The 11,475-nt window shown below is 71.9% G+C and carries 13 protein-coding genes; all 13 read left to right on the forward strand.

Annotated features, from left to right (window positions below; all coding sequences use genetic code 11):
* Positions 1-123 precede the first annotated feature (123 nt).
* From IEY61_RS18290 to IEY61_RS18350, 13 genes are read left to right on the forward strand one after another with little or no spacing between them, the layout of a single operon-like run.
* Positions 124-1,017, forward strand: a complete 894-nt coding sequence (locus tag IEY61_RS18290; RefSeq protein WP_189045926.1) for a tryptophan 2,3-dioxygenase — start codon at positions 124-126, stop codon at positions 1,015-1,017.
* A gap of 11 nt (positions 1,018-1,028) precedes the next feature.
* Positions 1,029-2,336: a kynureninase gene (gene kynU / locus IEY61_RS18295; RefSeq protein ID WP_189045928.1), complete on the forward strand. Its 1,308-nt coding sequence runs from the start codon at positions 1,029-1,031 to the stop codon at positions 2,334-2,336.
* Positions 2,333-3,697 carry an FAD-dependent oxidoreductase gene (locus tag IEY61_RS18300; protein ID WP_189045930.1) on the forward strand — a complete coding sequence of 455 codons (1,365 nt, stop codon included), beginning with the start codon at positions 2,333-2,335 and terminating at the stop codon, positions 3,695-3,697. Before kynU ends, IEY61_RS18300 begins: the two co-directional genes overlap by 4 nt.
* A 20-nt stretch (positions 3,698-3,717) precedes the next feature.
* The gene (locus IEY61_RS18305) at positions 3,718-5,199 is read left to right on the forward strand and encodes a 2-hydroxymuconic semialdehyde dehydrogenase (protein ID WP_189046019.1); all 1,482 of its coding nucleotides are present in this window, start codon (positions 3,718-3,720) and stop codon (positions 5,197-5,199) included.
* Positions 5,196-5,993: a 2-keto-4-pentenoate hydratase gene (locus tag IEY61_RS18310; RefSeq protein WP_189045932.1), complete on the forward strand. Its 798-nt coding sequence runs from the start codon at positions 5,196-5,198 to the stop codon at positions 5,991-5,993. Before IEY61_RS18305 ends, IEY61_RS18310 begins: the two co-directional genes overlap by 4 nt.
* Positions 5,990-6,922, forward strand: a complete 933-nt coding sequence (locus IEY61_RS18315) for an acetaldehyde dehydrogenase (acetylating) (protein ID WP_268240660.1) — start codon at positions 5,990-5,992, stop codon at positions 6,920-6,922. Before IEY61_RS18310 ends, IEY61_RS18315 begins: the two co-directional genes overlap by 4 nt.
* 55 nt (positions 6,923-6,977) lie before the next feature.
* Positions 6,978-8,036 carry a 4-hydroxy-2-oxovalerate aldolase gene (dmpG, locus tag IEY61_RS18320; RefSeq protein WP_189045934.1) on the forward strand — a complete coding sequence of 353 codons (1,059 nt, stop codon included), beginning with the start codon at positions 6,978-6,980 and terminating at the stop codon, positions 8,034-8,036.
* Positions 8,033-8,806: a 2-keto-4-pentenoate hydratase gene (locus IEY61_RS18325; RefSeq protein WP_189045936.1), complete on the forward strand. Its 774-nt coding sequence runs from the start codon at positions 8,033-8,035 to the stop codon at positions 8,804-8,806. Before dmpG ends, IEY61_RS18325 begins: the two co-directional genes overlap by 4 nt.
* Complete coding sequence (locus IEY61_RS18330; RefSeq protein WP_189045938.1) at positions 8,803-9,234, forward strand: RidA family protein; 432 nt, start codon at positions 8,803-8,805, stop codon at positions 9,232-9,234. Before IEY61_RS18325 ends, IEY61_RS18330 begins: the two co-directional genes overlap by 4 nt.
* The gene (locus IEY61_RS18335; RefSeq protein WP_189045940.1) at positions 9,227-9,751 is read left to right on the forward strand and encodes a 3-hydroxyanthranilate 3,4-dioxygenase; all 525 of its coding nucleotides are present in this window, start codon (positions 9,227-9,229) and stop codon (positions 9,749-9,751) included. Before IEY61_RS18330 ends, IEY61_RS18335 begins: the two co-directional genes overlap by 8 nt.
* Positions 9,751-10,794 carry an amidohydrolase family protein gene (locus tag IEY61_RS18340; protein WP_189045942.1) on the forward strand — a complete coding sequence of 348 codons (1,044 nt, stop codon included), beginning with the start codon at positions 9,751-9,753 and terminating at the stop codon, positions 10,792-10,794. Before IEY61_RS18335 ends, IEY61_RS18340 begins: the two co-directional genes overlap by 1 nt.
* 28 nt (positions 10,795-10,822) lie before the next feature.
* Positions 10,823-11,041: a type II toxin-antitoxin system VapB family antitoxin gene (locus IEY61_RS18345; RefSeq protein ID WP_189045944.1), complete on the forward strand. Its 219-nt coding sequence runs from the start codon at positions 10,823-10,825 to the stop codon at positions 11,039-11,041.
* Complete coding sequence (locus IEY61_RS18350; protein ID WP_189045946.1) at positions 11,038-11,466, forward strand: PIN domain-containing protein; 429 nt, start codon at positions 11,038-11,040, stop codon at positions 11,464-11,466. Before IEY61_RS18345 ends, IEY61_RS18350 begins: the two co-directional genes overlap by 4 nt.
* The last annotated feature ends 9 nt before the right edge of the window (positions 11,467-11,475 follow it).

Here is an 11,475-nt window from a genome sequence, read left to right on the forward strand (position 1 = left end):
TCGAGCCGGGCCAGCGCCTTTCATTCGGCAGGCCGATCGCCGGGAGTGCCGTTGAAGAGGCATTCCATCCGGCGTAGCGGACGGGAGATCATGACGGAACGGGTGGCCGGAAGGAGCGGACGTATGGAGCAGACCGAGCTGCGCCCCCGGGCGGCGGTGCGTCCGGTCACGCCACGGCAGCGCGCGGCCCGTGCCGCCCGCAACGGTGGCGAGCCGACCCTGGAGTTCGTCGACCGGGTGCCGTACGACGCGTACGTGCACGCCAGTACGCTGCACCGGCTGCAACAGCCGCTGAGCGACGACCCGGGCGAGATGTCCTTCCTGATGGTCAGCCAGATCATGGAGCTGTACTTCGGCCTGACCTGCCACGAACTGCGGGACACGTCCCGGCTGCTGCGCGCCGACCGGGTATGGGAGGCGCTGGCCCCGCTGCGGCGGGCCGCGCTGCACCTGGAGGCGCTCAACGCCGCCTGGCGGGGCCTGCGCTGGATGACCCCGGCCGACTTCAACCGCTTCCGCAACCTGCTCGGTGAGGGTTCGGGCTTCCAGTCGGCCATGTACCGCCACCTGGAGTTCCTGCTCGGGCTGCGCGACCCCGCGCTGATCCGGCCGTTCCGCCGGCAGACCGAGGTGTACGCCGAGCTGACCGGCGCGCTGGCCACGCCGAGCGTCTGGGACGAGGTGATCGCCCTGCTCGCCCGACACGGTCACGACCTGCCCGCCGAACTGCTGGAGCGGGACGTGGCCACCGAGCACGAGGTGCACCCCGCCGTCGAGGCGGCCTGGGTGCGGGTCTACGCCGACGCCGGCCCGGACAACCACCTGCGGCTGCTCGGCGAGGCGTTGACCGAGGTGGCCGAGCAGTTCGGCGACTGGCGGCACCACCACATCAAGGCGGTGCAGCGCACCATGGGTGCCAAGGTCGGCAGCGGCGGCTCGGCCGGGCTGGCGTGGTTGCAGCGCAGCATGGCCCGGGTGGTCTTCCCCGAGCTGTGGTCGGCCCGGACGGCGATGTGAGGCGAGCAGAGATGACAACGAGCAGGACCGGGACCGAGTCGCCACGCCTCGGCGAGGCCGAAGCCCACCACCTCGACGACACCGATCCGGGGCACCGGCACCTGTTCCACGTGCCCCCGGCCGGCGGCGGGCGCTACCCCGATGCCGCGTACCTGGCCGGTAACTCGCTCGGCCTGCAACCGAAGGCCACCCGCGCGGAGTTGCTGGCCGACCTGGACGCCTGGCGCCGGCTCGGTGTCGAGGGCCACCTGGAGGGGGAACGGCCCTGGCTGCCGTACCACGAGTTCCTGACGGCACCCGCCGCGCGACTGGTCGGTGCCCGGCCCACGGAGACCGTGGTGATGAACTCGCTGACGGTCGACCTGCACCTGCTGATGGTCAGCTTCTACCGGCCCGCCGGCGAACGGACCAGGATCGTCATCGAGGACACCGCCTTCCCGTCCGACAGCTACGCGGTGCGCAGCCAGGCCCGGTATCACGGGCTCGACCCGGACAGCACCGTGGTCCGGCTCCGGCCGCGCCCCGGTGAGGAGAACCTGCGCACCGAGGACGTCACCGGGTTCCTGGCGGCCGAGGGGCACACCGTCGCGTTGGTCCTGCTCGGCGGGGTCAACTACCTCACCGGCGAGCTGATGGACATTCCCGCGATCACCGCCGCCGGCCGGGCCGCTGGTGCGGTCGTCGGCTGGGACCTGGCGCACGTGGCGGGCAACGTGCCACTGGCCCTGCACGACTGGGACGTCGACTTCGCCGCCTGGTGCTCGTACAAGTACCTCAACTCCGGTCCCGGCGCGCTGGCCGGGGTCTTCGTGCACGAGCGGCACCACGGTGACCCCGCCCTGCCCCGCTTCGAGGGATGGTGGAGCACGGCCGCGGACACCCGCTTCGAGATGACCCCGGTGTCCCGGCCGCCGGCCACCGTCGAGGCGTGGCAGATCTCCAACCCACCGATCTTCGCGATGGGCCCGGTCCGCACCTCGCTGGAGCTGTTCGACTCGGTCGGCATGCCCGCGCTGCGGGAACGCAGCCTGCGGCTCACCGGCTACCTGGAGCGGCTGTTGGACGAGGTGATCGCCGACCGGCCGCTGACCGTGATCACCCCCCGCGACCCGAGTCGGCGCGGCTGCCAGCTCTCCGTACGCATCGCCGAAGGTAGCGCCAACGAGCTGACCAAGCGGCTGCGGCACGAGCACGGCGTGATCGCCGACGCCCGGGAGCCGGACGTCGTCCGGTTCGCCCCGGTGCCGCTCTACTCGACGTACCACGACTGCTGGCGGGTCGCCGACGCGCTGGCCGCGACCGTGGAGGCTGGGGCATGAGCGAGCGCCAGCGAGCGAATCATCAACTCAGCGCGGGACGCGACGAGATCGCCGTGGTGGGGGCCGGGCTGGCCGGCTGCCTGCTGGCCTGCTTCCTGGCTCGTCGGGGCTATCCGGTGGCGCTCTACGAGCGGCGGCCGGACCCGCGCATCGGGACGCCGGAGCGGGGGCGATCGATCAACCTGGCGCTCTCCGAGCGGGGCCTGGACGCGCTGCGCCGGATCGGGCTGCACGACGAGGTGCTGGCCGAAGCCCTGCCGATGCGCGGCCGCATGATCCACCCGGTGGTGGGTGCGCCGCAGCTCCAGCCCTACAGCGCGGGCGGCGACCTGGCGATCAACTCGATCGGCCGGGGCGCGTTGAACAACGCCCTGCTGGCGGCCGCGGCCAAGCTGCCCGGGGTGCGGGTGGTCTTCGACCACCGGCTGGTCGGACTCGACCCGGCCACCGGCGAGATGGCCTTCGAAACCCCGCAGGGCCCGGTCACCGCGAACGCCGAGGTCGTGCTCGGCGCCGACGGCGCCGGTTCGGCGGTACGCGGGCAGCTGCTCGAACACGACCTGCTCACCGAGAGCGCCGACTTCCTCGACTACGGCTACAAGGAACTCACCATCCCGCCGCTCGGCGGCGACTTCGCGCTCGACCCCGGCGCCCTGCACATCTGGCCGCGCGGCACCTCGATGATGATCGCGCTGCCGAACCCGGACCGCTCCTTCACCTGCACGCTGTTCTGGCCCACCCACGGCACCGCCAGCTTCGCCTCACTGGGCAGCAGGGCAGCCATCGAGCGGTACTTCGCGCAGCACTACCCGGACGTGCCGCCGCTCGCCCCGAACCTGGTCGACGACTACCAGCACAACCCGATCGGCCTGCTCGGCACGGTGCGCTGCGACCCGTGGCAGGCCGGTGGGCGGGTCGGCCTGCTCGGCGACGCGGCGCACGCCATCGTGCCGTTCTACGGTCAGGGCGCGAACTGCGCCTTCGAGGACGTGGTGGAGCTGGACCGCTGCCTCGACGAGTGCGCCGACGACTGGTCGGCCGCGCTGCCGCTCTACCAGCACCGTCGGCAGGACAACGCCGAGGCGATCGCCCAGATGGCGCTGACCAACTTCGTGGAGATGCGGGACAAGGTCGCCTCACCGGTGTACCAGACCCGCAAGAAGCTCGAGCACGCCCTGGAGCGGGCGCTGCCCGGCCGGTACGTCTCCGAGTACGAGCTGATCTCCTTCGCCACCCTCCCGTACGCGCAGGTGCAGCGCCGGGTCCGCCGGCAGTACCAGGTGGTCGGCGCGGTGGCGGCCGGTGTGCTGGCGGCGCTGGCCGGTGCGGCGGTGGCCCTCGGTCGCGGGAGGCGCCGATGACGCTATGGGATCCCCGGCTGATGGGCGGACGGGCACCGGACGGGCCCGGCCTGCTGCGCAACTTCGTCGGCGGCGAGTTCGTCGACACCGGCACCCGCTTCACCAAACGCTCCCCGGTGACCGGCGAACCGGTCTTCGAGGTGGTCGAGGCGGCGGAGTCCGTGGTGGACGACGCGGTGGCCGCCGCCCGCGCGGCGTTGCGCGGCCCGTGGGGCCGGATGGGGGAGCGGGAGCGCGCCGAGGTGCTGCGTCGGGTCGCCGACGAGCTGGAACGCCGCTTCGAGGATCTGGTCGCCGCCGAGGTCGCCGACACCGGCAAGGCCATCTCGCAGGCCCGTACGCTCGACATCCCGCGCGGCGCGGCCAACTTCCGGGCCTTCGCCGAGATCGTGGCGACCACGCCGACCGAGTCGTTCACCACCGTCACCCCGACCGGCGGCCGGGCACTGAACTACGCGGTCCGCAAGCCGGTCGGGGTGGTGGCCGTGATCGTGCCGTGGAACCTGCCGCTGCTCCTGCTCACCTGGAAGGTCGCCCCGGCCCTGGCCTGCGGCAACGCGGTGGTGGTCAAGCCCAGCGAGGAGACCCCGGCCTCGGCGACGCTGCTCGCCGAGGTGATGGCCGCGGCCGGCGTACCGGAGGGGGTGTTCAACCTGGTGCACGGCTTCGGCCCGGACTCCGCCGGGGAGTTCCTCACCCGGCACCCGGGCGTCGACGCGATCACCTTCACCGGCGAGTCGGCCACCGGCGGCGCCATCATGCGGACCGCCGCCGACGGGGTGAAGGCGGTCAGCTTCGAGTTGGGCGGCAAGAACGCCGGCCTGGTCTTCGCCGACGCCGACCTGGACGCGGCGGTCGCCGGCTCGGTGCGTTCCAGCTTCACCAACGGCGGGCAGGTGTGTCTCTGCACCGAACGGATCTACGTGCAGCGGCCGGTGTTCGAGGAATTCACCGCCCGGCTGGTCGAGCGCGCCGGGGAACTGGCGTACGGCTGGCCGGCCGACGAGGCGACGGTGAACATGCCGCTGATCTCGCACGCCCACCGGGACAAGGTGCTCGGTCACTACGACCTGGCCCGCGCCGAGGGCGCGCAGGTGCTCGCCGGCGGCGGGGTGCCGCGCTTCGGCGACGCCCGCGACGGCGGCGCGTACGTGCAGCCGACCGTGCTGACCGGGCTCGGCCCGAACGCCCGGACGAACACCGAGGAGATCTTCGGCCCGGTGGTGCACGTGGCGCCCTTCGACACCGAGGACGAGGCGTACGCGCTCGCCAACGGCACCGACTACGGCCTGGCGGCGACGGTCTGGACCCGGGACGTGGGCCGGGCGCACCGGGCCGGCGCGCGCCTGGACGCCGGGATCGTCTGGGTCAACACCTGGTTCCTGCGCGACCTGCGCACCCCGTTCGGCGGGATGAAAACCTCCGGCATCGGCCGCGAGGGCGGCGTGCACTCGCTCGACTTCTACTCCGAACTCACCAACGTCTGTGTGGACATGTCATGACCGTTGATTTCGACGCGGCCAGCCGCGAACTGACCGAGGCCCGGCGCAGCGGCAAGCCCTGCCCGCCCCTGCGCGGGCGCCTGATCCCGGAGGGGGACGTCGAGTCCGCGTATCGGGTGCAGCAGCTCCAGGTACGCGAGTGGCTGGCCGCCGGGCAGCGCCGGGTGGGCGCGAAGGTCGGGTTGACCTCCCGGGCGGTGCAGGAGAACCTCGGCGTGTACGAGCCGGACTTCGGCGTGCTCACCGACACCATGGCGGTGCCCGACGGTGCCGAGATCGGCCTCGGTCGGCTGCTTCAGCCCCGGGTCGAGGCGGAGGTGGCGTTCGTGCTCGGCACCGACCTGCCCGACGACCGGGTCACCACCGCCGACCTGCTGCGCGCCGTGGACCACCTGCTGCCGGCCATCGAGATCGTCGACTCGCGCGTCGCCGGCTGGGACATCTCCATCGTGGACACCGTGGCCGACAACGCCTCCAGCGGACTGTTCGTGCTCGGTACCACCCCGCGTCGTCCCGGCGACGTGGACCTGCGGCTGTGCGGAATGGTGCTGGAGCACGCCGGTGAGCCGGTGTCGGTCGGCGCCGGCGCGGCCTGCCTCGGCAACCCGCTGCACGCGCTGGCCTGGCTGGCCGGCACCATGGCCCGCGCCGGTGACCCGCTGCGCGCCGGCGACGTGGTGCTCTCCGGCGCGCTCGGCCCGATGGTGCCGGTGACGCCCGGCGCGGCGTACGAGGCCCGGATCTCCGGCCTGGGCTCGGTGCGGACCTGCTTCTTCAGGGAGGTCGCCGCGTGACGGGTGTGGCGGTGCTCGGGTCGGGCAACATCGGCACCGACCTGATGATCAAGGTGCTCCGGCTGAGCGGTGACAACCTGCGGATGGTGGCCATGGCCGGCATCGACCCGGCCTCCGACGGGCTCGCCCGCGCCCGCCGGCTCGGCGTGGCCACCACCGCGGCGGGCGTGGACGGTCTGCTGGCGATGCCCGAGTTCGCCGACGTCGAGCTGGTCTTCGACGCCACCTCGGCCGGCGCGCACCGGCACCACGACGCGGTGCTGCGGGCGCACGGTCGCACGGTGGTGGACCTCACCCCGGCCGCGATCGGCCCGTACGTGGTGCCGCCGGTCAACCTGGACGAGCACCTGCACCAGACGAACGTCAACATGGTCACCTGCGGCGGCCAGGCGACGGTGCCGATCGTCGCCGCGGTGCGCCGGGTCACCCCGGTGGCGTACGGCGAGATCGTCGCCTCTATCGCCTCCCGCTCGGCCGGCCCGGGCACCCGGGCCAACATCGACGAGTTCACCGAGACCACGGCCCGGGCGATCGAGGTGGTCGGTGGCGCCGAGCGGGGCAAGGCGATCATCGTGCTCAACCCGGCCGAGCCGCCGCTGCTGATGCGCGACACCGTCTACTGCCTCTGCCCGGACGCCGACGCCGACCGGGCCGCCATCGCCGACTCGGTCGCCGCGATGGTGGCCGACGTGCAGGAGTACGTCCCGGGGTACCGCCTCAAGCAGGACGTGCAGTTCGACCGGGTGGACACCTACGTGCCGGCGCTCGGGCGGCACCTCACCGGATTGCAGGTCTCGGTCTTCCTGGAGGTCTCCGGCGCCGGGCACTACCTGCCCGCGTACGCCGGGAACCTGGACATCATGACCTCGGCCGCGCTGCGTACCGCGGCACGGCTGGTGGCCCTGCGGGCGGAGGGGGCAGCAGGGTGAGCGCGAGGAGTGCAGCCCAGCGGAGCCCCGCAGCCGCGAACGGAAGGAGGCTCCGGTGACCGACCTGTACATTCAGGACGTGACGCTGCGTGACGGCATGCACGCGATCGCCCACCGCTACACCGTCGACCAGGTCCGCACCATCGCCGCCGCGCTGGACGCCGCGGGGGTGGCCGCGATCGAGGTGGCGCACGGCGACGGTCTGGCCGGGTCGAGCGTCAACTACGGCCACGGCGCGGCGAGCGACGCCGAGTGGATCTCGGCGGCGGCCGAGGTGATGCCGAACGCGAAGCTGACCACCCTGCTGCTGCCGGGCATCGGCACCATCGCCGACCTGAAGGCGGCCAAGGCGCTCGGCGTGACCAGCGTCCGCATCGCCACCCACTGCACCGAGGCGGACATCTCGGCCCAGCACATCTCCTGGGCCAGGGAGAACGGCATGGACGTGGCCGGCTTCCTGATGATGTCGCACATGAACGATCCGGCCGGGCTGGCCGCACAGGCCAAACTGATGGAGTCGTACGGGGCGCACTGCGTCTACGTCACCGACTCCGGCGGCCGGCTGCTGATGTCCGACGTGGCGCAGCGGGTCGACGCGTACCGGCAGGTGCTGGAACCGACCACGCAGATCGGCATCCACGCCCACCACAACCTCTCGCTCGGCGTGGCCAACAGCGTGGTGGCCGTCGAGCACGGCCGGGTCGCCGGCGACGGCCCGGTCGGGTCGGCGGCCGGCCGGACCGTCCGGGTGGACGCCTCCCTGGCCGGGATGGGCGCCGGAGCCGGCAACGCGCCGCTGGAGGTCTTCGTCGCGGTCGCCGAACTGCACGGCTGGAAGCACGGCTGCGACGTCTTCGCGCTGATGGACGCCGCCGACGACGTCGTCCGACCGATGCAGGACCGGCCGGTCCAGGTCGACCGCGAGACCCTCTCGCTGGGGTACGCGGGGGTCTACTCCAGCTTCCTGCGGCACGCCGAACGGGCCTCGGCGAGGTACGGCGTGGACGTCCGCTCGATCCTGGTCGAGCTGGGCCGGCGCCGGATGGTCGGCGGCCAGGAGGACATGATCGTGGACGTGGCGCTGGGCCTCGCCACCGGCAAGGGGGAATCATGATCGGGCCGGACATCGCCGGGATCGCGCAGACGCTGGGTGCGGCGGCCGACAACGCCTCGGCGATCCCGCAACTGGCCGCCGAGGCCGGCCTCGGCGTCGACGCCGCGTACGCGGTGCAGGCCGCCCTGCTGCAACGCCGGCTCGACCGGGGGGAGCGGCTGGTCGGCCTCAAGATGGGGCTGACCAGCAAGGCGAAGATGGCCCAGGTCGGGGTGGACGAGGTGATCTGGGGGCGGCTCACCGACGCGATGCGGGTGCCCGACGGTGGCAGCGTCGACGTGGCCGAGTTCATCCACCCCCGGGCCGAGCCGGAGGTGGCGTTCCTGCTGGACCGGCTCCCGGAGCCCGGCGAACCGGTCGGCGACTTCACCGACGCGGTACGCGCCGTCGCCCCGGCGATCGAGCTGATCGACTCCCGGTACGCCAACTTCACCTTCTCCCTGCCGGACGTGATCGCCGACAACACCTCGGCTGCCGCGTTCGTGATCGGACCGTGGTCGCCGGTGCCGGACGGGCTGGAGAACCTCGGCGTGCTGCTGGAGGTCGACGGGCGGGTGGCGCAGGTCGGCTCGACCGCGGCCATCCTCGGCGACCCGCGCCGGGCGCTGGACGAGGGAATCCGACTGGCCGGGCGGTACGGGGCCCGGATGCGGGAAGGCTGGGTGTTCCTGGCCGGTGCCGCGACGGCTGCTGTTCCGCTGCGGCCCGGTGCTCATGTCCGGGTCGTTGTCGAGAAGCTCGGCACCGCCTCCCTTCGGGCTTCGTCATGACTGACGGGGCTCGGGTGGTGGCGGGGAAGGCCGTTCCTCGCGGTGCCTTTCCGCACGTCAAGGTGGCGGGAGGACTCGTCTTTGTTTCCGGTACGTCGTCGCGGCGGCCCGACAACACGTTCGCCGGGGTGTCGGTGGACGAGTTCGGCACGACGGACCTCGACATCCGGGCACAGACCCGGGCGGTGATCGAGAACATCCGAGGTCTGCTGGCGTCCGTGGGTGCCGAGTTGCCCGACCTGGTGCAGGTGACGTCGTACCTGGTCAACATGAACGACTTTGGTGGGTACAACGAGGTGTGGGCGGAGTTCTTCGACGCCACCGGGCCGACCCGGACCACCGTGGCCGTGCACCAGTTGCCGCATCCGCACCTGTTGATCGAGATGCAGGCCGTGGCCCTGCTACCGACAGGAGGCAGCCGTGAGTGAGATCGCCGAGCCGTTCAGCTTTCCCGGCTGGATCGCCGAGAATCAGCACCTGCTCAAGCCGCCGGTGGGCAACAAGGAGATGTTCCCCGGCTCCGACGACTTCATCGTGATGGTGGTGGGCGGGCCCAACCAGCGCACCGACTTCCACGTGGACCCGTACGAGGAGTTCTTCTACCAGGTCAAGGGCAACATGCACATCAACCTGATGACGCCCGAGGGGCCGCGTACGGTGCACGTGCGCGAGGGGCAGATGTGGATGCTGCCGCGCAAAGTGCCGCACTCGCCGCAGCGGCCGGAGCCCGGCTCGATCGGCGTGGTGGTCGAGCGGGTCCGTCCGGAGGGGACACTGGAGAAGTTCCAGTGGTACTGCCCCGCGTGCGGGCACAAGGTGCACGAGGTCGAGTTGCAGGTGCGCGACATCGCCGCCGATCTGCCCCCGGTCTTCGGCGCCTTCTACGCCGACGAGTCGGCCCGCACCTGCGACAACTGCGGCACGTTGCACCCGGGCAGGGGCTGATGGCGGATCCCGTCGCCGGGCTGCCGGCATCCTCGGTGTCGCCGGTGGTGGACGTGCACACGCACGTCGTACCGAAGGGCTGGCCGGACCTGGCCGCGGCGTGCGGTGGGTCCGACTGGCCCTGGCTGCGGGTCGACTCGGAGCGCGCCGCCATGATCATGGTGGGGGAGACCGAGTTCCGGCCGATCGGCGCCGAGTGCTGGGACGCGCCGACCCGGCTGGCCGACATGGCCGCCGACGGCGTGGACGTGCAGGTGGTCTCGCCCACCCCGGTCTTCTTCGGCTACGACCGTCCGGCCGAGCAGGCGGTGCGGGTGGCCCGGATCTTCAACGACCTGACCCTGGAGGTCACCGCGGCTGGCGGCGACCGGCTGCTGCCGTTCTGTCAGGTGCCGTTGCAGGACCCGGACGCGGCCTGCGCCGAACTGGACCGCTGCCTGGCGGCCGGGCACGTCGGCGTGGAGATCGGCAACCACGTCGGCGACCGGGACCTGGACGACGCCGGGATCGTGACGTTCCTGACCCACTGTGCCGAGGTGGGCGCGCCGGTCTTCGTCCACCCGTGGGACATGCCCGCAGGCCCGCGACTCGACCGGTGGATGGCCCGGTGGCTCACCGGGATGCCGGCCGAGACCCACCTGTCGGTGCTGTCGATGATCCTCGGCGGGGTCTTCGACAAGGTGCCGCCGAGCCTGCGGATCTGCTTCGCCCACGGCGGCGGCAGCTTCCCGTTCTGGCTGGGCCGCGCCGACAACGCCTGGCACCGCCGCGGCGACCTGGTCCGCGGAGCCTCCGCCGCCCCGCCCAGCTCCTACGTCGACCGGTTCTACGTCGACTCGGTGGTCTTCTCGCCGCCCGCCCTGCGGCTGCTGGTCGACACCATGGGCGCCGACCGGGTGCTGCTCGGCAGCGATTACCCGTACCCGCTGGGCGAACGCCCGGTCGGCCGGGTGATCCACGACGCCGACTTCCTCACCGCCGAGGAGCGCGACAAGCTGCTTTCCCGCAACGCTCTGCGCTTCCTCGGCGAGATCGGTATATAACAGCGACCCGAACGTATATACTTCACCCGTGAAAACCGTTATCGATCTTGACGACGAGCTGCTGGAGCGGGCGCGTCGCGAGCTGGGCACCAAGAGTAAGAAGGACACGATCCACGCCGCGCTCCGGATTGTCGCGGAGCGCGGCGAGCGCATGGAGGCGATCCGGGAACTGCTCTCGATCGACCGCGACTGGACCGGCCTGCTTGAGGACGACAAGGCGCCTCGCGGCGAGCAGGACGCCGCGTGACACCTCCGGTCGGTCTGTATCTCATCGACACCTCCGCCTGGGGGCGCCTCCGCCATCCGGTCGTACGCAAACGCATCATGGCGATCCTCGAGGAACGGCTCGCCGCGACCTGCCTTCCGCTTGACTTGGAGGATGGCCGGAGCGCCCGGGACTTCCGCGACGCGATGGCGGTACGGGCCCGCCGCGCGGAACTGATGGTCGACCTTCCGATCACCTCCGCCGTGGCTACCCGGGCCCGGGATCTGCAGTTGGCGTTGACGGCTCGGGGTCACCACCGGGCAGCGATTCCGGTGGATGTCATGGTGGCGGCAGCCGCTGCGGAGTACTCGTCGACCGTTCTGCATTACGACCGGGACTTCGACCTGCTGACAGACGTGGGCGGTCCTCGATCGGAGTGGGTGTCACCCCCCGGCACTCTCTCCTGACGCGCCGCC

The organism is Micromonospora sonchi (genome assembly GCF_014646235.1).
In the GTDB taxonomy this organism is placed as follows: Bacteria; Actinomycetota; Actinomycetes; order Mycobacteriales; family Micromonosporaceae; genus Micromonospora; species Micromonospora sonchi.

Excerpts from the sequence above, each read along its gene's own strand:
- IEY61_RS18290 (WP_189045926.1), top strand. The coding sequence starts at position 124 with ATGGAGCAGACCGAGCTGCGCCCCCGGGCGGCGGTGCGTCCGGTCACG.
- kynU (WP_189045928.1), top strand. The coding sequence starts at position 1,029 with ATGACAACGAGCAGGACCGGGACCGAGTCGCCACGCCTCGGCGAGGCC.
- IEY61_RS18300 (WP_189045930.1), top strand. The coding sequence starts at position 2,333 with ATGAGCGAGCGCCAGCGAGCGAATCATCAACTCAGCGCGGGACGCGAC.
- IEY61_RS18305 (WP_189046019.1), top strand. The coding sequence starts at position 3,718 with ATGGGCGGACGGGCACCGGACGGGCCCGGCCTGCTGCGCAACTTCGTC.
- IEY61_RS18310 (WP_189045932.1), top strand. The coding sequence starts at position 5,196 with ATGACCGTTGATTTCGACGCGGCCAGCCGCGAACTGACCGAGGCCCGG.
- IEY61_RS18325 (WP_189045936.1), top strand. The coding sequence starts at position 8,033 with ATGATCGGGCCGGACATCGCCGGGATCGCGCAGACGCTGGGTGCGGCG.
- IEY61_RS18330 (WP_189045938.1), top strand. The coding sequence starts at position 8,803 with ATGACTGACGGGGCTCGGGTGGTGGCGGGGAAGGCCGTTCCTCGCGGT.
- IEY61_RS18340 (WP_189045942.1), top strand. The coding sequence starts at position 9,751 with ATGGCGGATCCCGTCGCCGGGCTGCCGGCATCCTCGGTGTCGCCGGTG.